We start from the raw sequence: 21,173 nt of genomic DNA, 5'->3' as shown, positions 1-21,173 counted from the left end.
ACCACATCATCGATGCCTCCGGCGACAAGACCGGAACGGTTGGATGGCATCCCTCGATTTATCGCGAGCCCCGCCGTGGAATCTCGCCAGCGCGCCTCAATGAGTCTCGATGTGATGTGTAAATTGTCGGCACCGGTGCAATGCGACAAGGCGTTGGCAATCATGGCGGGCGAAGTCGCAGTCAACCCGGCGCCTGTCCAGAGGGTCGTTGCGAGATGACTCAGACAAGCAACACGTCGACCGCCGAACCGTCGGCAACCCATGGCAAAACACCCGTCCCGCAGGGCCGCTCTGCGGCAAACCTGACCGATGCCGGTGCCATCTCAGAAAAGGAGATGCGCCGAATCCGCGCCGCCCAGGTCAACAGCGTCGCGCGCCTGGTGCCCATGACCATGACCATCAACGTGCTCAACGCGGCACTGGTCCTGGTGGTGTTCTGGACCTCGGCGTCGCAGGTTTTCCTGACGATCTGGGCGGCGGTGATCCTGCTCGCTGCGGCGCTGGCGGTGCGCTCCTGGCACCGCACCCGCCGCAAGCCGCCCAAGGAGGCGTCCGCGCGAGCCGCCCGCAACATGGTGATACAGGCCTTCATGCTCAGCATGACCTGGGGGCTGCTGCCGCTGATGCTCTATCCGACGGCGGCCCCGCCCCATCAGCTGGTGATCGCCTGCCTGATGACCGGAATGATCTCCGGCGGGGCCTTCGCGCTCTCGACGGTGCCGAAGGCCGGGCTGGTCTATCTGTGGACCATGGTGCTGGCCTCGGCGGGATCGCTGGTGATCGCCGACCGCGAGGCCGACCTGGTCACTGCGCTATTCCTGCTGTTCTACGGCGCGTTCCTGTCGCGCAATCTGGCCTCGCAGGGCGATTTGTTCCTGCAGAACCTGCGCGCCCAGTTGCAGCTCGAACGCCAGACCGAGATCATTTCGCTGTTGCTGCAGGAATTCCAGGAGAATGCCAGCGACTGGCTGTGGCAGACCGACGCCGATGGCCGGCTGATCCATGTGCCGGAGCGCTTCGCACAAGCCGCGCAGATGCCGCCGAACCTGCTGCATGGCGCAAGCCTCGCAGAAGCGCTGACCATGCTTTGCGTCGGCGACAAGTCGACGATCGCCACCGTCACGACGCACATGGCCAGGGGTGAGCCGATGCACGATATCGTGCTGCACGTGGTGGCCGGTGGAGAGCCGCGACTATGGTCGCTGACGGCAAAGCCGGCGCACGACCACGACGGCGTGTTCGTCGGCTATCGCGGCGTCGGCCGCGACGTCACCGAGCGCTGGCGCGCCAAGCAGGCCGAGGCGGAAAGCCAGGCCAAATCCCGCTTTCTGGCGATGATGAGCCACGAGATCCGCACACCGATGAACGGCGTGCTCGGCCTGGCCAGCGCGCTGATGGAAACCAACCTGGATCCCGATCAGCGCCACGCCGTCGCCACCATCCGCGAATCCGGCGACAACCTGCTGCATATCCTCAACGACATTCTCGATCTCTCGAAGCTCGAAGCCGGCCAGCTCGAGCTCGATCCCGCCGATTTTGACCCTGTGGCGCTGCTCGATGCCGTGAGTTCGATTGTCTCGCCCAGCGCCAAGGCCAAGGGCCTCGATCTGCGCACCACCATCGACGCCGATCTCCCGCCCGCGCTATGCGGCGACGCCGGCCGGATCCGCCAGGTGCTGCTCAACCTGGTGTCCAATGCCGTCAAGTTCACCGAGCAGGGCAGCATCGCGATCACGGTCACCTGCACGTCGCGCGACGACACACAGGCACAGGTGGAGTGGCTTGTCAGCGATACCGGTCCGGGAATTGCGCCCGACCGTATCGACCGGCTGTTCACCGACTACGCGCAGGCGGACGTCTCCATCAACCGGCGGTTCGGCGGCACCGGCCTCGGCCTGGCGATCAGCCGGCGCATCGTCGAACAGATGGGTGGCGAGATCGACGTCAGTTCCGTCTACGGCGAAGGCGCCACGTTCCGGTTCAGCCTGCCGCTGCCGTGGAGCAATGCCACCGTCTCCGACCAGCGCCACGATCGCCTCGAAGCCGACGATCTGCAGACCCGGCTGGCCATGCTCGGCCATCCGCTGCGCGTCCTGATCGCCGAGGACAATCTCACCAATCAGATGGTGGTGAGGAAGATGCTGCAGGAATTCGCGGCGGAAACCACCATCGCCGCGGACGGCATCCAGGCCACCGTCGCGCTCGACGATACCGACTTCGACATGGTCTTCATGGACGTGCGGATGCCGAACATGGACGGCCTCGCCGCGACCCGGGCGATCCGTGCCCGCGGCGGCAAATACGCCACGCTGCCGATCATCGCGCTGACCGCCAATGCCTACGCCGACGACATGAAGATGTGCCGCGACGCCGGCATGACCGATTTTCTCGCCAAGCCGCTGCGCAAGCCGGCACTGATTGCCGCGGTGCTGCGGGCATTGCGCCGGACGCCGGTGGTGCGCGCGACGCCGCTGGCACCCGCCCCCGACGTTGCCGTCGTCGATCACACCCTGCTGGCGCAGATTGGCGAGGAGATCGGCGAGCACGGCCTGATGGAGACGCTGACGATCTTCTTCCGCGACGCCGATCGCCGGATCGGACTGTTTCGCTGCCTGGTCGATGACCCCGATCCCGAACTGCTGGAGATGGAAGCCCATTCGCTGAAGGGCGCCGCCTCGACCTTCGGCCTGACCGAAATTGCGCAGATCGCCCGCACAATCGAGCAACAGGCGCCCGACATCGCACCCGACGTCCTCCGCCCGCTGCTCGATCGGCTGGAGCAGGCCCTGCGCAGGGCGGGCGACGCCCTCGACGCGGCGTCCTGAGCGCCGCGCGGGGCTTGCAGGCGGGCTTTGCCACGGCACTCTTGATCGGGCTGATCCTGACCCACGCCACCTTGTCGCCGAAATGACCGGCATTACACCTTTGCTGCTGCTCGATGAGGTGGTCGCACATCTCGATCCCGACCGGCGCCGATCCCGCGGCCTTCGCCGATCTCGGCAGCGCCGGTGAGATTTTGACGTCGCGGCCGCGACGGATCACGTCACGAGGCTAGTCTGGTTGGAAAATTTGAGAATAGATCCATCCATAGTCGAGAAGATCGCCGCTGGTTTTGCCCTGCACGGTACGGCGCCAGAGGCCACATCCCGGCTCGCCGGGCGGAATGATGAAAATGATATTGTCCGGCCGCTCGAAGCAGCCAACCATGAGCGGAAAGCCAAGATATCCCGGCGCCTCATAGCCGGCGACGCGTCCTAGCACTTCGACGCCGGTTTCTGACCGGACCTGCACCTCGGTTGCGTTGTAGTAGCTAACGGGTCCAGGAAAACTAGTCGTCAGAAAGACCGGCTGGAAATCAACTGCCGGCTCTTTCACCAAGCGGCGTATCGACTCCCGCACGATGAAGACGCCAATCCGAGGTACTGCCGCCGGCTCCACGACCGGGCACAGCCCCTTGTCCCGCAGGGCGAACAAGCCCGGCGTCCACCACTCCGTGACAGCTCTCCTGTCGGGACCGGGCGGACAAATGCCTGGCGCAGCGCGAGTCACCGTGTAACGAACCGCTGGATATGGCGGCTTGAGATTGGCGTCCGCCAGAAAGTCCCGCGTACGAACACCAATCACTTCACGAATAGCGCCGCTTTCCAGCCCATCAAGGCAGAATTGCTCGCACGGAAAGTTAACCAGAACCAACGACGACGGCGGCGCAATTCGCCCGGTAAAACGAGGGCCAATGGCCAGCTGCTGGGCGTAGTGAACCCTGCGATAGGTGAACCCGTATCGACAACGACGGCCGCCAACACCGCAAGGCTGCTGACAATCAAAGCCCTGCGAAGCTTTGGTACTTTAAGGACGGCCGAGACAAAGGTGAAGCCGACGGCATAGGTCAGGATCGACAACAAGATCGGATTCAGCACATACAGCGCCACGCCTGTCGGCTGAACGATATGTTCCATCGGGTCCGTGTCCCTGGCTGTCCTGTATCTTGCCTCCTGCAAACTATCCCTGAACGCTGAACGTTCTGTTTCTCAATCCAGACGGCTCTCGCACCATCAAGGAGCGGCGAGGATGCCGCGGGAACGGCTTTCGAGCGCGCTTTGCCGCGGCGCCCGAATCGGCCTTTTCACGCCTTGAAAAACCGTCAAAAACGCCCATCTAATCAAGAGCTTGTGCGGGCCGACTTTGCGCTAGGCGCATGGCTTGATTCATGGCACAAATAACCTATTCAGCAGCCGGTTTTCCGCGCTGATTCGATACATCCTCGAAGGCCTCTCATGACTGAACCTGCCCGGCTCCCGGCCGACAATCCCGAGATCGTCGCCCCGATCGAATATGGTGCGGAATCGATCCGGGTACTGAAGGGCTTGGACGCCGTGCGCAAACGGCCCGGCATGTATATCGGCGACACCGACGACGGTTCCGGCCTGCATCACATGGTCTACGAGGTCGTCGATAACGCCATCGACGAGGCGCTGGCGGGTCATGCCACCGCGGTGGAAGTCGTGCTCAATGCCGACGGCTCGGTGACGGTGCGCGACGACGGCCGCGGCATTCCCGTCGACATCCACAAGGGCGAAGGCATCTCGGCCGCCGAGGTCATCATGACCCAGCTGCATGCCGGCGGAAAATTCGACCAGAATTCCTACAAGGTGTCCGGCGGTCTGCACGGCGTCGGCGTCTCCGTGGTCAACGCGCTGTCCAGCAAGCTGATCCTGCGCGTCTGGCGCAACGGCAAGGAACACTTCATCGAATTCGCCCATGGCGACGCGGTGGCGCCGCTGATCGAGGTCGGCGATGCCAATGGCAAGCGCGGCACCGAGGTGACGTTCTATGCCTCCGCCGAAACCTTCACGACGCTGGATTTTGACTTCGCCACGCTGGAGCACCGGCTGCGCGAGCTCGCCTTCCTGAATTCCGGCGTCAACATCCTGCTGTCCGACCTGCGCCATCCGGTCGAGCGGCATGAGAAGATGATGTACGAGGGCGGCGTCATCGAGTTCGTCAAATATCTCGACCGCAACAAGAAGCCCGTGGTGCCCTCCCCGATCTTCGTCTCCGCCGACCTCAACGGCATCAATGTCGAGGCGGCGCTGTGGTGGAACGACAGCTATCATGAGAACGTGCTGTGCTTCACCAACAACATCCCGCAGCGCGACGGCGGCACGCATCTGGCGGGCTTTCGCGGCGCGCTGACGCGGCAGGTCAACGGCTATGCCGAAGTGGTGGCGAAGAAGGAAAAGATCGCGCTGACCGGCGACGATTGTCGCGAAGGCCTCACCGCCGTTCTCTCGGTCAAGGTGCCCGATCCGAAATTCTCGTCGCAGACCAAGGACAAGCTGGTATCCTCGGAAGTGCGGCCTGTTGTCGAAAACGTGCTCAACGAAGCGCTGGCCGCCTGGTTCGAGGAACATCCGGCGGAAGCCAAGATCATCGTCAACAAGGTGATCGAGGCGGGTGCGGCCCGCGAAGCCGCGCGCAAGGCGCGCGAGCTGACGCGACGCAAGGGCGCGCTGGACATCGCCTCCCTGCCCGGCAAGCTCGCCGACTGCCAGGAGCGCGATCCCGCCAAGTCTGAACTGTTCATCGTCGAGGGAGACTCCGCAGGCGGCTCCGCCAAGCAGGGCCGAAATCGCGAATTCCAGGCTGTTCTGCCGCTGCGCGGCAAGATTCTCAACGTCGAGCGCGCGCGCTTCGACAAGATGCTGGGCTCCGAGCAGATCGGCACGCTGATCACGGCCCTCGGTACCGGCATCGGCCGCGACGATTTCGATCTGTCAAAACTGCGCTATCACAAGATCATCGTGATGACCGACGCCGACGTCGACGGCGCGCATATCCGGACGCTGCTGCTGACCTTCTTCTTCCGGCAGATGCCGACGCTGATCGAAGGCGGCTTCCTCTATATCGCGCAGCCACCGCTCTACAAGGTGACCCGCGGCAAGTCCGAGCAGTACCTCAAGGACGAGCGCGCGCTGGAAGACTACCTGATCGCCACCGGCCTCGACGATTGCGTGTTCAAGCTGTCGTCCGGCGAGGACCGCGGCGGTCGCGACCTGCTGGCGCTCGTGGAAGATGCTCGCATCATCCGCGGCACGCTGCATAACCTGCACACCCGCTATAACCGCAGTGTGGTGGAGCAGGCGGCGATTGCCGGCGTGCTCAATCCGCAGGTGACCTCCGACCTCGCCACCGCCAACGAAGCCGCCGCCTATATCGCACGGCGCCTCGATGCGCTGGCCGACGAAGTCGAACGCGGCTGGGTCGGTGCCTTCACCGAGGGCGCAGGCTTCACCTTCGAGCGCACCATTCGCGGCGTCAAGGAAGTGGCTGTGATCGACGACGCGCTGCTCGGCTCCGCCGACGCGCGAAAACTCGACGAGTATGCCGCCACGCTGCAGGACGCCTATCCGAAGCCGGGCGTGCTGCGCCGCAAGGATGTGGAAAGCCCGATCCACGGCCCGGTCACCCTGTTCGAGGCCGTCACCGATGCAGGCCGCAAGGGCGTCGCCCTGCAGCGCTATAAAGGCCTCGGTGAGATGAACCCGGGCCAGCTCTGGGAAACCACCCTGGACACCAACGAGCGTTCGCTGCTGCAGGTAAAGATCAAGGAAGTCGACGAGGCCGACGACATCTTCACCAAGCTGATGGGCGATGTGGTCGAACCGCGCCGCGACTTCATCCAGGAAAACTCGCTCAGCGCCAACGTCGACGTCTGACGGCGCTTCGGCCTGTTGGGGAACGCAGAAGCTTGCCCCGGGGAGCCAATAGCCTGACTCAGGTTACGCACAACCTAGACTCAAATATTTTCATCTTTTGGTTGTGGCAACCTAAGAAAACCGTCCGCAGTCGCGAACCCGGCCGAAGTGTTGCCTTGCGGTACTGAACCGACTCGCATCAAAGGCGCTCTCTCTGACAGAGGACATTGATGGTCCAGCGTGAGGCGTTTAGGCAAGCCGAGCGTCCAGCGCGTGGTCCTCATCCTCGAAACCGTCGCGCGGACGCTTGAGCGCCTTGGCCACACGACCGCTGACGCAAAGAACGGTGTCGATCTGGTCGTCGACGGTGAGAAGCTGCGGCTCCTGTTTCATGAAACCAAGGACAAGTCGGAGCACCACCCCACGGCAGGCGAACTTGCCGAGAAGGCGACGTGGGACGCTAACCGGTTGATCTCACCGACTCTGTACAATTCCGACCGGAAGCATTGGCGGTCCTGGGATCACTTCCCGTCCGGGCGCATCTCGTTAACGCTGGTCTCACCATCTTGGACGAGTTGGTCAACCGACCGCATCCTGGGCCGGTGGCACGATCGCAAGGCCGCCGCACTAGAGCAGCAGCTTAACGAGGTGGTCGTCGCCATGTACGCTGGCGTCGCCCTGCTCAAGCACAACCGCGCCAAGCTCGAGGAGCGCCAGCGCCTTCATCAGGAGGAGATGGAACGCCGGGAGCGGGAGCGCGCCCGCCAGGATCGCATCGCCAAGCGCGAGGCCTTCGTCCGTCAGAAGGCAAAGGAGCACGCCGAGCTTGTCGAGCTTCGTAGCTTTAGCCGGCATCTCGACGGCGAGACGGCCGGACCCGATATGCGGAACGCTGCCGCGATCGCCGCCGTCACCCGAGACATGATCGACCGTCTCGAGAATTGCCTGTCGGGCTTGGCGCTTGATGAGGAGATCAAACGGCTAAAACTCTACGCCGATGGCGACCTGGCGCAGGAGAACTGCCCAAGTGGCTCCTATCTCGACGTCGCAATCGCCATCGATCACAGCGCCATTGCGACCAGCAAGTCGCCATCAACCTGTCCCAGGTGGCCCCGCTGGCCTGACGGGCTCAACGGCTTTCTGGTAGACCAAGAAGCCGGACCATCGGGCCGCGACCCGCTGCGAGACCAGTCGGCCAGGATCCCGCACTGAAAAACGTGCCAATCGGCCGTCGCTGGCAGCCCATCTTCGCGGTGAGCGAAGGCCCGACTTAACCTTCTACAGGCAAAGGTCGCCGAACAGCACAAGCTAAGATCGGCTTGCTCGGCCGCCGCTTAAAATCGCTTTATCTTATGGGTCACGGATCGCGCGGTATTATCAACTTATGGGTTAGGGCGATCCATCTATGGGATGCGGTGAACTGATCATTGTACAATTCTGGCTGTCAGTGCCAAGTTACGGGACGCGATACACGCTTGTTGCGCTACCCATAAGATAGCGACGCATAAGATGATCCAAAACGGCCCGTTGGCTAAGTGAGGTAGGCTCCTCGCAGGGCTCGCTGGATGCGACTTGAGAAAGATTTAGTGGCTGTCTGGGCTAAACGGTCTTAGATATCGACTGTCTCTGGCTGCCAAGACATTAAAAAACACAACCAAGAGATATTGAACGCCCAAATCCAACGCACTATCGATATGCGTAGACGTACAATCAAAGACTGCGGTATTTGACTTGACTTTCAACTCCCGTCACGGCTGCCAACACAACGAGTTCAAATCTTCTGCCCGTCGTTGATTTTGGAAGCCGTCTAAAAATACCAGACTCCGTTGACGCCATCGAAGTGCCTCCTCGTCGACTTTCTATCGAACAACTAATCGAATCCGCCGACGTCAGCGTGCGGCTCCACAACTGCTTTCCAAATAATCGGGAGGTTTTCGAACAATTTTCAGTCTCGGATGTTCTCGCCAACCGGCGATCTATTCTTTTCGACTATCGTAAGATGTTCAAGCCTTGGGAAAAAGACGGCGATCGAAATCCTTGAACTCGTCGACCTTTATCACCGAGATCCTTGGGAGATCGTCGGGCACCTACAAAGCGATGACGATCTAGTCAAAGGAATTTCCGTCCCTGAAACGCCGATTTTGACGGGCGCCGAACAATATTTGCAGAGTGAAAAGATAATTGACATCCTGTTGAAACTGGATATTTCCACGCGCTTATCAAACGTTGTAAAATCGGGGGAATTCGACGCTACGACTATTGCGGACTTCATCGCCGATCCGGGTGAATTAAATTCGAAATTCATGTCTGCATCGAACTCCGGTCGCAAGACGGCAGGAGAGGCTATGGCACTCCTCTCTCATCATGTGGAGATGTCGCGCAAAAGCGCCGAGTCAGTAGTTGGCGGAGAAGAAGGCGCAGACGATATCCAACCGATCGGTTTGCCGCACGACGGCATTGATGATGCGTCGCCACCACGCTTTCGTATACAAAAATTGCTCGCAGCCCTGCAACCAAAAGAGTTGCAGGTCTTGACCGAGCGCTATGGTCTTGACGGTCGTCCGCCTCGCACTCTCAATGACATTGAGCAACGTGTCCATGTCACCCGCGAACGCGTCCGACAAGTCGAAGCAAAGGCAATCAGAAGACTACAGAAAACCCAAAGAGGTCGGACTGCATTTGAGGCGTTGATCGAGACTGAAAATGAATCGACTTGGTGTGCGCTCTGCGATGCTTCGCTCTACTTGGCGGAATCCCAGCTGGCAGAGAAGGCTCGCGGTTTAGATCCAATTTTCCTTTTGGCGATCGATGTCGTGCATGAGGACGTACGGACGTGGATTTCGACCATCGCCCATCAATCCGACGCGGGCTGGTTTCGTAATTTGACCGACGCGACGCGCATGATGAAGTCTCAAACGGAAATCGAAGTCATCGCTAACAGCGTGGCTATTCGGCGACGGCCTCATCGGCTGGAAGCGAGCCGATGTCGAGAAGTTTATTGATGGCCTACGGGATTGCGTCCCAACCGGGTCCCAAAACGCGGGGGCGGCGCCGCTGCCTGAAGCATGCCGTGTGGCGCGATGCGGATTGAAAACAGGGATCACAGCGACGGGATCGACCAGGTCAATGCAGTGATGGCCGCGATGCGCGGCGCACCCGATCCGGTCGAACTCGGACAGGACGACGCGGCGAGGACCCCTTCACCACTTGCGACATGATCTAGGCCGAACAGCGCGTAAGGTAGTCCCGGTCGTCTGAACAGATTCTCCGCGTCGAACTTGGCCAGACATTCAGAAGACAGCGCTAAGCAAAGGCGTCGTCGCTGGTCCTTCGAACCCCGATGCCAGAGATCCGGCGACATGACATGCCAGCGTCTCTGCAGTAATCGCCCAGAATTAGAGACATTGGCCGCTTCTGGCGCAAAGCGGACCAGGTCGATCTGCTTCATACGCGTCGATGAGAGGGGGCAGGAACGCGTCTAGGCAGTATGCGGGGTCTTCGAGATTTCGTGGTTCGCGGTCTCGATCCACACGTGCGCAATTCAAAGATCTTCTCCGGCATATCCTTGAATGATGTCCGGGAAGTCGGTGTTCACGTTGATCGCCAGGGCAACGACGGAAACCGGTGGCACCAGCCTTGGTTTGCGGCCGACGTCCCGTTGTCATTGCCGTATTCGCGGACCTGCAGCGATGTTGCTGCGCGAGGCGTCCAGGATCGTCGAGCAACGGCAGTTTTCGCGCAAGTATTTCCTTTATGCGCCCCCGCGAGCGCGCGGCGAACCGGAAAAATCTGATATGTGAGATTTCAGCATTGTACTTCGCGATTCTGCCGATATCATAAGGCAGTCGTCAGACGGCGCCTGTTGCCAGGAGGCGCTGTCTTCGGTTGTAACGCAGAGATCGGCCGGTCAGCTTTTGCCGCAGGTTGGCAGCAGGGCTGCCACGTCATTGACCAGCAATGGCATCGTTTCTGTGGCCGAACGGCGGCCGGTGACGAGTCCTTCCGTGTGCCCCTTGATCACTTCAATGATCTTGAGCGAGTTGTCGCCGGGGAACGAGACCCACTCGGTCAGCACCGGCAGTTGCGCGATGCTGGTCAGATGGTTGGGGCTGGTCTTGTAGAAATTCCCCAACAGTTCGGGCTCCGTCACCGCGAGTTTGCTGCCGGGCATATAGCCGGTCAGCTTCACCATCTGGGTCTGGCCGACGGCGCCGGTTACGAACTTCACATATTCCCAGGCCGCCTGCTGGCGGGCAGCATCGGTGGCGAACACCATGGCCATGTTGCCGCCGGCCGGAAGCAGGCCGTTCGAAGCCGCCAGCGGGAACGGCACGGTCCTGAACTTGAACCGGCCGGCGATCTGGCGCTCGGCGGCCGCGACGTAGGACGTGGAGTCCGCGACAATGGCGACGTTGCCTGAGACAAAGGACTGCCGGGCCTGGCCGAGCGACAGGTTCGGCATGCCGGACTTGCCGAACGCTTCGAGCGTCTGCAGGGCGAACTTGCCGGCGTCGTCATTGAAACCGATGCCGCAGCCATCGGGCTTCAGCATGCGGCCGCCTTTGCTGGTGACCAGCGACTGCACCAGCCAGTTGCCGGTCTGCTCCCACTGAAAGTAGAAGCCGGTATGGCCCGGGCCTGCCGCGGCTTCCGCCTTCTTGCCGAACGCGATCAGCTCCGGCCAGGTCCGCGGCAGCGTCTCGACGGTGCCGCCGGCTTTTTCCACGAGATCGGCGTTGACGTAGAGCACGGGCGTCGAGACGGAGAATGGCAATCCGTAAGTCTTTGCTTTCCATTTTCCGAGTTCGGCGAGGGTCGCGTAGTAGCCGAGCTTGTCGATGCCGCCGTCCTTGGCGATGAAGCCGTCGAGCGGCGCGCCGATGCCGCGATCGGCGAACAGCCCGATCTGGTTGATGCCGTTGAAAGCGACGTCGGGCAGTCGGCCGGTGAGCTGATCGCGCAGGATCTGCTGCGCTGCTTCTTCATAGCCGCCCGCCGGATTGCGAAACTTGATCTTGATGTCGGGGTGCTGCTCGGTGAACCGCTTGGCCAGATCCTGCTGCAGCAAATTGAAGATGCCGGGCGTGGTGTAGAGCACGTCGAGCACGATCTCGGCCGAGGCCGGCGCGGTGAAGGTGATGGCGCCGATCGCGGTTGCGGCGAGGCGTCCGGCGTGGGCAGCGGATAGTTGGAACATCAGAATTCTCCGGTGATCAGTTGCGGGCGGTAAAGGACATGCTGTCGATGAAGCGTTGCTGCGCGAATACAAAGCCAAGGACGAGAGGGGCAACGATGATGACGGAGCCGGCCATCAGTGGGCCGAGAAACTGGCCGGCTTCATCGTCGCGGAACAGCAGGATGCCGAGCGCCGGCGTCGATAGTTCCGGGCTGCGCACGGCGATCAGCGGCCAGAACAGATCGTTCCAGTGGGCCACGACCGAGAAGATACCGAACGCGGCGATCGCCGGCACGGCGACCGGCAGCATCACCCGCCAGATGATCTCGAACTCGCCGAGCCCGTCGAGGCGCGCGGCATCGATCAGTTCATCGGGCACCGCGCGAAAGAACTGGCGCATCAGGAAAATGCCGAGCGTCGAAATGATCCAGGGCAAGATCAGCGCGGCGTAAGTATCGAGCAGGCCGAACCGGTGCAGCATCACGAATTGAGGGATCGCCAGTGCCTGGGGCGGAACCAGCAGCCCCACTAGAACAGCCGAGAACAGCGTGTCGCGGCCGCGAAACCGCAGCTTCGCCAGCGCATAGGCGCACGGAACGCACACCATCATCTGCAACATGAAGATCGTGCTGCAGACGAACAGGCCGTTGATCAGAAACCGCAACATCGGCACCGCGGTGAGCGCGGCCCGGTAGTTCTCCCAGCCGTAGAATTCTTGCGGCCACAGACGAAACTGGGGCTGGAAAATTTCGCCCGGCGGCTTCAGCGACAGGCTGAGCATCCAGACGAACGGCAACAGCGCAAACGCAGCGGTCACGAGCAAGGCGGCGTGACGCCCGACGGCGCCCACGCGCCGACGCGACATGAATGTCGCGCGAGGCGGCGCGATGGTCCGGCCAGCGATGGTCTGTTGCGACATGCTCATGAGTAGTGCACCCGTCGATCGAGCACCTTGGCCTGCACCAGCGTCAGCAGCATGACGATGGCCAGGTAGACCACGGTCAGCGCTGCGCCGTAGCCGGTGCGCAGGAAGTCGAAGCTTTCGACATAAAGTCGATGCAGCAGCACCTCGGAGGCGAAGTTCGGTCCGCCCTGCGACAGGACCCGCACGGTATCGAACACCTCGAACGCGCGCGTCGCGGTGAGGATCAGGACGAACATCGTCACCGGCCCCAATATCGGCAGCGTGACGATCCATAGCCGTTCGAACATGCCGTCAGCGCCGTCGATGGCGACGGCGTCGTAGAGCGACTGCGGGATTGATTTTAGCCCGGCCACGAACAGCACCATGGCGAAGCCGAAGCCCTGCCATATGCCGATGACGGCAAGCGCGGGCAGAACGGTGCGCTCGTCACGCAACCAGTTCACCCCGGTGATGCCGAATTCAGCCAACAGGCGGTTCACCATTCCGATGCTGGGATGAAGCATACTGCCCCACACGATTGCCATCGCGGCCATCGTCGACATCACCGGCAGGAAGTGCGCGGCGCGGTAAAAGCCGCGCAAGCCCGGCTGCGCCTCGATCAGCAACGCGACAACGAGGCCCAAGATCACCGTGCCCGGCACCACGATGGCGACATAGAGCAGCGTATTGGCCAGCGTCCGCCAGAAGATGCTATCGGTGAACAACGCGCGATAATTGTCGATGCCGAGAAAGCGCAAGGTCGAGGCGCCGAACTGCCAGTCGGTCAGCGAGATCAGCACCACCGCAACGACCGGCCCGGCCATCAACAGGATCAGCAAGGTCGTGGCAGGCGTCACAGCCAGCCACGCCGTGGCGCGCTCGCGCCGCGTGCGGTTGCCGAGCGACGCGGCGGTTTCGCCCGCCGGCGCCGGCGCGGCCGTTGCAGGCGGGTTCATGCCGCGACCCGTTGCTGCGCCTGCAGACGGCGCCCCGACGCATCGAACTGCAACACGCGCGTCGAGTCCGGTGCGATGTCGACCGCGTCGCCGATCGTCATGCGGCGGAACGACGGCGTGACGCGGACAATGACCTGCAGGCCGGGGGTCTGGTTCGTCGGCGAGACGGCGATGGTCAGGAAAATATCGGAGCCGAGATGCTCGATAATCTCGACGTGGCCGGCCAGCGCGCTGTCATGCGGTGCGGCGAGCGCGCAGGCTTCCGGTCGAAACGCCAGCGTCGTCGCTTCCGGATCAAGCAGCATGGCGCGGCGGTACGGCGCGGACAGTGCCGCCACTGGCACCGTATTGATCTTGGGGCTGCCGATGAACTCGGCGACGCGCAGATCCTGCGGATCGCGGTACAGAGCTTCCGGCTCGCCGACCTGAATCAGTTCGCCGCCCATCATCACGGCGACGCGGTCCGACATGGTCATCGCCTCCGCCTGGTCGTGGGTGACGAACACGATAGTGCTGCGCAGCCGCCGGTGCAGGGCCGTGATTTCCGAACGCATCTGCACCCGCAGCTTGGCGTCAAGGTTGGAGAGCGGCTCGTCCATCAGGAAGACGGCGGGATGGCGCACCATCGCGCGGCCGAGCGCCACGCGCTGGCGCTGGCCGCCAGAGAGCTGCCCGGGCTTACGGCCCAGCAGATGGGCGATATCGAGGACGGCGGCGGTGTCCTCGACCTCGCAGCGAATGCCCGCTTCGATGGCGCCGCGGCCCGGGATCAGCCGGCCCAGCAGCGGCGTGCGCTGCATTCCCGACAGCCGGCGGACGCGCAACGGCAGAGCAATATTGTCGTAGACCGTCATGTGCGGATACAGCGCGTAGGCTTGGAACACCATCGCGACATCGCGGTCCTTGGGGCGCAGGCCATCCACGCCGCGGCCGGCGATGGCGATGCGGCCGCTGTCCTGGCTGTCGAGGCCGGCGATGATGCGCAACAGGGTGGATTTTCCGCAGCCCGAGGGGCCGACAAGGGTGAGAAATTCGCCGTCATGGATGTCCAGCGACAGCCCGCGCAGCACTGGCGTATCGCCGTGCCGCTTGGCAATGTCGGTCAACGTGATGCCGCCCATCATGCCGCTCCCTGGGTATGAATATCGGCATCGTGCTGCAGCGCCTGTCCGTCCATGCCGTCCGCAGCTATGCCGAGATAAGCGAGCACGGTGGGCGCGATGTCGATGATGCGGGCCTGACCCGGACGCGTCGCACCCGGCGCAAAGCCGGCGCCGGAAGCGAACAAGAACGGCGTCTGTTCCCAGGCAGCGAGGCCGCCGTGCTGGCCGCAGCCGAGCCGGTCCGGCTTGCCCATCGCAGGCTTGGCGGCCAGGCTCGAACCCGGGATGCCGAATGCATTCGGCGCATCGTCCGAGCGCATCGAAACGGCGAAGGCGAGGCTCGCCATCGCCGCCTGTCCGACGTCGCCGAGGTCCTGTGGGCCGATCACTTGCCCGGCCCACTCGCGCGACATCAGGAATTGATGGATGCGGGGCGTCGCCGCGGCATGATCCGGATGCACGTAGATCAACGCCGCAGTTCCGTTGGACACCGCCATGACGTCGCCGGACGTGGGATCGGCCTTGAGGCCGGCGCCGATCAATTCGGCGTCGATGTCGATGACACCGGTCACCGTTTGATGGCCATGGTCCGAGCCGATCAGCAGCAGGATATCGTCGCCGGCGGCGCGCAGCCGGGCCACGGCATCGATGACCAGTCCGGCGTGGATGTCGGCCTGCGCCAGCACCGCGAGATGTTCGGGCGATCCGAGCGGCGACTCATGCTGCATATGGTCGGGCTCGCACAGCCACAGTATGCCGAGCGCCGGCCTGGCGGTGTGCAGAACTTGTTCGATAAAACGCTCGGTCATCCGGCGGTCGCCCGCCAGGTCTGGTGTCGCATCCAGCGCATCGTCCGCCGAGACCGGCACGCGTCCCGGGCCGAACGAGCCGGCGCGATGATAGACATGGCCATAGCCGTCGGGATCGTGCGCATAGGCAGCGCCCGGCGAAACGTTGCTGAAAATGATGACGCCGCCATCGTCTTTCAGCCGCTCCGCTAGCGTCGGCATCGCCAGCGACTGACCGGTCACGCGACGCTTGTGCTGCAGGAAATCCGGATCGCCGGCGTCGCGCAGCACCAGTTGGCCATCTTCCATCAGCGCGACCGAGTTGCCCTGCAGGCCGTGCCGGGCGGGATGGCAGCCAGTCGCCAGGCTGGAGCAAACCACGCGGGTGCAGGACGGAAACACGGTGCGGTAGTCGGAAAACCGCTCGGCCTGTTCGGCGAAAGCGACCAGGTTCGGTGTGGTCTCGGGCGAGATCATGTCCGGGCGAAGCCCGTCCAGCGTGACGATGATGGCGCGGCGCATTATGAGGCCTCCCCATCGGCGAAGGCGAAGGCAAGGATGGCGTACGGAAATGTCATGTCGTCGGAGACCTTTTCAGGGCCATCGGGCCCGCGGCTTCGTTCAACGAAAGACATAGGCAAGTCCGGCGACACATATGTGACGCAGCCGGCACATTTGGGATTTCATTGTCGCACGCCTATTGGTAGGGATGTGCGATGCTGATGGGCGATCAAAGGACGACGCTATTGATTCGGGCGAAGAACGAGCCGACTTCCGCGCCGGAAAAAAGCGAGGAGCCTGCGGACGCCGCGTTGATGGCGCGGATCTCCTGGTACTATTTCAAGGAAGGCCAGACCCAGGATGCGATCGCGCGGCGGCTGAAAATCACGCGCAAGCGGGTCAACCGGATTCTCGGCGACGCCCGGGAGAGCGGCGTGGTGCAAATCACCATCGCCGGTCCGACCGGGCCGTGCCATGATCTCGAAACCAAGCTGGTCGCCAGATACAGGCTGCGTCACGCGGTCGTCGTACCTTCGCCGATGGCAGGCACCGATGTCAGGGCCATGGTCGGCGCTGCGGCTGGGCAATATGTGTCCGACAATCTGCGACCGTCAGCATCTATCGGTATCGGCTGGGGAGGCACGATCAATGCCGCCGCCCAGAACCTGAGGCGGCGCGCCGGCATGAACAACCGGGTGGTGCTGCTGTGCGGCGGACTCGCGGAAAGCACGCTGGTCAATCCGTATGACAACGCGGCGATGATGGCGCGCGCTCTGGATGCCAGATGCTATTACATCACGGCGCCGATGTTCGCCGAGACGCCCGAACTGCGCAACGTGCTGGTCCGCAGCGAGCCGATCCGCGGCGTGCTGGCGATGGTGCCGACCCTCGATCTGGCCTTGCTCAGCGCCATCGACCTGTCGGAACAATCGAAGTCGCTCGAATACGGCGTCATCAGCCGAGAAACCTGGCAATCGCTGCGCGATGCCGGAGCGGTGGGTGATATCTGCGGGCATTATCTCGACGCGGCAGGCCGAATCATCGACCACCCTCTGACGTCGCGCGTCGTCAATCCCGCGCTCGACGACCTGTTGCGTTTACCCGAAATCGTTCTGGCCGCAGGTGGCCGGCAAAAAACCGCGATCATTCTCGCCAGCATTCGCGCCGGGCTGTGCCATGTACTGATTACAGACGAAAATGCGGCATTGGAGCTGACGGTTTAGGACGACCATCGCCGCTGAGCCTATAAGCGTATCAACCCGCCTGATCTGTTTTGGACACTGCCGCGTGCCGATTAGCTCGGACGACGGCTGGCGATCCTTGGGTAAGCTTAGTAGATTTAATCCGGATCGCCGAGTACCACCGACCGTGAGCAGCGCTCAACTGACCATCCGGCGTTCGGAATGCCAGGCCTCCCTCGTCGTGTAGCCCGTCGATGCAAGATAATCACAGGACGCTTGCTGGGCCTGCCGCCGACGGCTTATGCCCGGCAGCAAATTAGATTGCCTACCAATCTTTCACGTAAGTATGGGCCGACCTCGCCACGCATTTTTCGGAAGCTGAGTTCGGACGACTGCTATCTAGCGTTATGCATGGTGATCGGCCGCTTCTGGCGCAAAGCGGCCAATAGCCAAAATATGATTGCAGAAGTGTCCTAGTTCGCAATCTGATATCGTTCGAACCTCCGCGCCAACCGCTCCAGATCCGGCCGGTCTTCCTCCCGCCTCGGTGCCCTGAGCACGGCGCCGCTCATAGCGCGGATGGTCCTTAGCAGAATCGGATCATCCTGCTGAGCAAGCAGCCTGTCGGAGATATGGACGCGTCGGTCGGGATCGATTCCGATCAGGTCGGAGTCGTAGGCGGCGTGGTGGATCTTGTTGAGCAGCAGCCCGTTCGGTAACACCGGCTGGCCCCAGTCCTCGTCGCCGTCGGAGACGATGTGGGAGGCGTCGAGCAGATCCTTCACGGGCAGCCCGGTGATGGCGCAACGGTTGCCGTAGGCGTCGAGCACCGCTTCCCTGAATTCGGCTTGGTGGACGCGCCGCTTGACCTCGACCATGCGGTACCGCCGCTCGATTTCGCTCTTTGGGAAGGAAGCGCCGGCGCCACGTGAAGCCGGCTTGGAGAACACGACGCCGGTCTCAAGCCTGACCGGATCCCAGTCGACCAGGAAGGCCGGATAGAGGGCGGCATAGATCGTCGGCGCCACGGCCACGAAGTAGATCAGCGGCGTCTGCCGATAGGCGGCCTCCCGCAGCAGCACGTTCTCCCAGGTGTTGGGATCGGAGCCCTTGAAGGCGTACTTGACCTCGGTGTCGGCGGCGAACAGGGCGTCACGGCTGGCGTTCTGATCGTGGTACCAGACCTTCCGCCCAGGCCTTGGCACCACGGTTCTGACCGACAGGACACCCTTCATTTCTTTTGGCTTGAAGATGCCGGAAGCCCGGCCGGCGAACCGAATCGGCTCGGGAAATCCCGGAGCGGCGAAACCCTTATCGATCTCCGCCCACGGCAGCACGCCCCGGCCGGCGAGCATCCGGTCGAGCGCGGCGAACGCCGCCATCCTCATCTGTGCGTCTTCTGGCAGATCAAGCACGGCGTTTCCCTCAGCGGGAACAACCTACCAGGCGGATGGGCCTCAGCAACACCGAAACGACGAACGGCCTTAACCATCCTTCCGCAACCTGCCGTAGCGCCCTTGAGCCTGACCGGAGCCAACCTCCGCCTGCGTGCTGCAACCTGAAGGGGCGCGGTTTTCGTCCGGAGTCAGGGAAGGTTGTTATTCGTGGCCATAGAGTCAGGGAAGTGGGTTGTTCGGAGTCAGGTTTATGTGTTGGAGCGCAGTATCAAACCATTGATTTCGCAGCGGAATTTTTCCGGCCGGAGTCAGGGTTATCTGTTGCCCAACACGGCCTTGCCTGCACGCAGCACCCCACCGGGAGCCCGGATCTGCGGAGCAGCGCGATGGCGATGCAAGTGCATCGCCTGAGAGCGCTGCACCGTGTCCGGAAAACGATCGAGCGGCTGAAATTTTGTAGATCAACCCGGGCGGGGTTCGACCAGCACTTTGCGGAGCAGGTCGGCGACATTGCGTGCGCCCAGTTTGCGCATGATCTGGGCGCGATGCGCCTCGAAGGTCCGCGGGCTGATCTTGAGCAGCAGCGCGCCTTCCTTGTTGGTGACGCCCCCGCTGACCAGATTCAACACTTCCTGTTCGCGCGGCGTCAGCCCGTGATGGCCGGCCGGCGCGGCGTCTGCCACGGTCTCTGCGGAGCCATCAGCAGCGTCGGAGGGCGACCACCAGGTCGGGGCACTATTCCCGCCACCGGTCGCAAATTCGGAGCCGGCAGTGCTGTCGCTTCTGTTGCCAATGCGCTCCATGATGGCGCACACGCGCTCGGTCTCGCGCTGAGCGCCGTCGATCACTTCCTGCATCGGGTTTGGCGCGGCACCAGTTCGCCCGGTGTTCAAGCGCTTGATTTCCTGCACGTAGACCATCAGCGCGGTCAGCGGCTCGACGAGTTGCTGCGCGATCGCCGCGCCGACCTCGTTGACCGCCCAGCGCCGTGCGCTCGACATGGCGACAGCATCGACCATAGCATGCGCTCGCTTGTCACCGCCCTGTGCGGATCTCGCGCTCTCTATCTTCAAGCTCATCAGCGACATCGAGATAGTCCAATCATGACGACAACGTCGACAACTTGCGCAAACGCTGGATAGCCGGGAGCCCGAGAGATCTGCGGTTGGCAACGTCTATCCGCACACTGATACCTGTGTCCGGTAGTCGATAAATCTCATCCCATCCGGCGCGCTCATTGCGCGATATACGTAGTCTGTCGATTGCATCTTAGGCAGCAGTTAACTTTACACCAAGGGAAAATACCCGCGTAGAACTACGCACGTAGAACTACGCCCGTGGAACTACTGCTCAACTGCAATTCGTAGTACGCAATCGGTGACGCGCAATGCCACGTTGCAGTTCCATGCAAGGCAACGTTACTCGGACACCATCCGGCGCCGCGATGGATGATCAGCGATGGGGGAACCCACGCCTGTGAAATACGTTACGACTGTCGGGGAGCGAGCACAGCCCGGCACATGCCGCGTCGAACAAACGTCTGCTGCGCGAATCAGCTTCGAATGAAAATGGATTCTCTGTCGCGTGATCTCGACACCGCATCGCGGTGATTCGCTTCACCGGGACTAGCACGCGGCGACCGGGGAACGAATGTTGTGGCGACGACGATCCTGCTCACAGGAACTCAGCAACGCCATCGTTGCCTGCAGAGCTTATCAACGGGAGAGGCGGTTGCGGATCATTTCTGCACAGCGCGGTGGGCCGGCATCGGGGGACACGCATCCAGGGCGATCAATCGTACGATCGCAATCGGAGCGCAATCACAGCCCGCGCCATCATGGCCGCGGTCGCTGGCCGCCGGACTCTTGCGTCAAACGCAGCGGCCAACGACCAGCAAAATGTTCGCGGGGCACAGCTTCAGGCGCGCTCTTCGTGAACGCCCAGATAGGCCACAGGCGCCGGGCTGCTGCTGATGACAAGCTGTTGCCATTCGCTGCGGCCGTTCTTCAGGAAGTACTCCAGAATGGCGATCCTGAGATTCGACGACAGATTCGGCGTCTTGCGATGCAGGTTTATCTGCTCGATATACTTTTCAATGGTCATGTTTTCCATCCGGGCAATCGCCTTGAGCCCGGACCAGAAACTGTCTTCCAAACTGACGCTGGTCCGTTTGCCTGAAACGACAATCGACCGTTTACGGTTCACATTCTCGCGCATTTTTTCAAATCCCTATTATTGATCCCGCCTGATGACGGCTTCGCTCGGATAACGCGGATCGATTCGATCCAGCCGAGTCGCACCTTCGAAATGACCATCGCCTAATGCTCACTAACTACGTATTACGCCGACGCACCGTATTAGTACGTGGTATTTGGCTGCTCGCGCTACACATCTCTGATGAACCCCGTAGTCTTACGGGGCCGCGGATTCCGCAGCTTCGTTTAACGCAGGATTCAATAGTCGGCTGGTATC

17 protein-coding genes are annotated in these 21,173 nt (G+C 62.2%); 6 read left to right on the top strand and 11 right to left on the bottom strand.

Features of this window, described 5'->3' with window-relative positions; all coding sequences use genetic code 11:
* The first annotated feature begins 215 nt into the window (after nt 1-215).
* Entirely contained in the window at nt 216-2,825 is a 2,610-nt protein-coding gene (locus tag ACUXVA_RS07675; RefSeq protein WP_265080840.1) for a hybrid sensor histidine kinase/response regulator, read from the top strand.
* 226 nt (nt 2,826-3,051) lie between these two features.
* Here ACUXVA_RS07675 and ACUXVA_RS07670 read toward each other — a convergent pair whose 3' ends face one another.
* Entirely contained in the window at nt 3,052-3,474 is a 423-nt protein-coding gene (locus ACUXVA_RS07670; RefSeq protein WP_265080841.1) for a hypothetical protein, read from the bottom strand.
* 146 nt (nt 3,475-3,620) lie between these two features.
* Complete coding sequence (locus ACUXVA_RS07665) at nt 3,621-3,956, bottom strand: hypothetical protein (RefSeq protein WP_445491522.1); 336 nt, start codon at nt 3,954-3,956, stop codon at nt 3,621-3,623.
* A gap of 318 nt (nt 3,957-4,274) precedes the next feature.
* Between ACUXVA_RS07665 and gyrB the strand changes: the two genes are divergently transcribed.
* From gyrB to ACUXVA_RS07650, 3 genes are all read left to right on the top strand, one after another.
* On the top strand, nt 4,275-6,716 hold the full coding sequence (gyrB, locus tag ACUXVA_RS07660) for a DNA topoisomerase (ATP-hydrolyzing) subunit B (protein ID WP_265080843.1): 2,442 nt from the start codon (nt 4,275-4,277) through the stop codon (nt 6,714-6,716).
* A 252-nt stretch (nt 6,717-6,968) separates the two neighbouring features.
* Nucleotides 6,969-7,907 carry a hypothetical protein gene (locus ACUXVA_RS07655; RefSeq protein WP_265080844.1) on the top strand — a complete coding sequence of 313 codons (939 nt, stop codon included), beginning with the start codon at nt 6,969-6,971 and terminating at the stop codon, nt 7,905-7,907.
* 743 nt (nt 7,908-8,650) lie between these two features.
* Nucleotides 8,651-9,697: a sigma factor-like helix-turn-helix DNA-binding protein gene (locus tag ACUXVA_RS07650; RefSeq protein WP_265080845.1), complete on the top strand. Its 1,047-nt coding sequence runs from the start codon at nt 8,651-8,653 to the stop codon at nt 9,695-9,697.
* Between the two features lie 98 nt (nt 9,698-9,795).
* On the opposite strand, the gene ACUXVA_RS07645 is transcribed toward ACUXVA_RS07650, so the two are convergent.
* On the bottom strand, nt 9,796-10,143 hold the full coding sequence (locus tag ACUXVA_RS07645) for a hypothetical protein (protein WP_265080846.1): 348 nt from the start codon (nt 10,141-10,143) through the stop codon (nt 9,796-9,798).
* A gap of 121 nt (nt 10,144-10,264) precedes the next feature.
* Between ACUXVA_RS07645 and ACUXVA_RS07640 the strand changes: the two genes are divergently transcribed.
* Nucleotides 10,265-10,495 carry a hypothetical protein gene (locus ACUXVA_RS07640; RefSeq protein ID WP_265080847.1) on the top strand — a complete coding sequence of 77 codons (231 nt, stop codon included), beginning with the start codon at nt 10,265-10,267 and terminating at the stop codon, nt 10,493-10,495.
* Between the two features lie 107 nt (nt 10,496-10,602).
* Here ACUXVA_RS07640 and ACUXVA_RS07635 read toward each other — a convergent pair whose 3' ends face one another.
* The 5 genes from ACUXVA_RS07635 to ACUXVA_RS07615 are packed head-to-tail and all read right to left on the bottom strand — an operon-like array spanning nt 10,603 to nt 16,144.
* Nucleotides 10,603-11,892, bottom strand: a complete 1,290-nt coding sequence (locus ACUXVA_RS07635; RefSeq protein ID WP_265080848.1) for an ABC transporter substrate-binding protein — start codon at nt 11,890-11,892, stop codon at nt 10,603-10,605.
* Between the two features lie 16 nt (nt 11,893-11,908).
* Nucleotides 11,909-12,736, bottom strand: coding sequence for a carbohydrate ABC transporter permease (locus ACUXVA_RS07630; RefSeq protein ID WP_445493263.1), 828 nt, complete (start codon nt 12,734-12,736; stop codon nt 11,909-11,911).
* Between the two features lie 56 nt (nt 12,737-12,792).
* Nucleotides 12,793-13,731 (bottom strand): carbohydrate ABC transporter permease, encoded by a 939-nt coding sequence (locus ACUXVA_RS07625; protein ID WP_265080849.1) that lies wholly within the window; start codon nt 13,729-13,731, stop codon nt 12,793-12,795.
* A complete protein-coding gene (locus ACUXVA_RS07620; protein WP_265083886.1) occupies nt 13,728-14,852 on the bottom strand; it encodes an ABC transporter ATP-binding protein in 1,125 nt (374 codons plus the stop codon). The genes ACUXVA_RS07625 and ACUXVA_RS07620 overlap by 4 nt, the downstream gene beginning before the upstream one ends.
* Nucleotides 14,852-16,144 carry an alkaline phosphatase family protein gene (locus ACUXVA_RS07615; RefSeq protein WP_265080850.1) on the bottom strand — a complete coding sequence of 431 codons (1,293 nt, stop codon included), beginning with the start codon at nt 16,142-16,144 and terminating at the stop codon, nt 14,852-14,854. Before ACUXVA_RS07615 ends, ACUXVA_RS07620 begins: the two co-directional genes overlap by 1 nt.
* 293 nt (nt 16,145-16,437) lie before the next feature.
* Here ACUXVA_RS07615 and ACUXVA_RS07610 point away from each other — a divergent pair, with 293 nt between their 5' ends.
* Nucleotides 16,438-17,346, top strand: a complete 909-nt coding sequence (locus ACUXVA_RS07610) for a sugar-binding transcriptional regulator (protein WP_445491516.1) — start codon at nt 16,438-16,440, stop codon at nt 17,344-17,346.
* A 431-nt stretch (nt 17,347-17,777) separates the two neighbouring features.
* Here the strand turns inward: ACUXVA_RS07610 and ACUXVA_RS07605 are convergent, their stop codons facing one another.
* From ACUXVA_RS07605 to ACUXVA_RS07595, 3 genes are all read right to left on the bottom strand, one after another.
* A complete protein-coding gene (locus ACUXVA_RS07605) occupies nt 17,778-18,686 on the bottom strand; it encodes an HNH endonuclease (protein WP_265080852.1) in 909 nt (302 codons plus the stop codon).
* A 476-nt stretch (nt 18,687-19,162) separates the two neighbouring features.
* Nucleotides 19,163-19,789: a response regulator transcription factor gene (locus ACUXVA_RS07600; RefSeq protein WP_445491514.1), complete on the bottom strand. Its 627-nt coding sequence runs from the start codon at nt 19,787-19,789 to the stop codon at nt 19,163-19,165.
* An 829-nt stretch (nt 19,790-20,618) separates the two neighbouring features.
* Nucleotides 20,619-20,918 (bottom strand): ribbon-helix-helix domain-containing protein, encoded by a 300-nt coding sequence (locus tag ACUXVA_RS07595; RefSeq protein WP_265080854.1) that lies wholly within the window; start codon nt 20,916-20,918, stop codon nt 20,619-20,621.
* Nucleotides 20,919-21,173: the final 255 nt, after the last annotated feature.

The sequence above is a fragment of the Rhodopseudomonas sp. RCAM05734 genome (assembly GCF_052658035.1).
The sequence above is the reverse complement of the archived record's forward strand: the minus strand, read 5'-3'. Positions and strand labels throughout refer to the sequence as shown.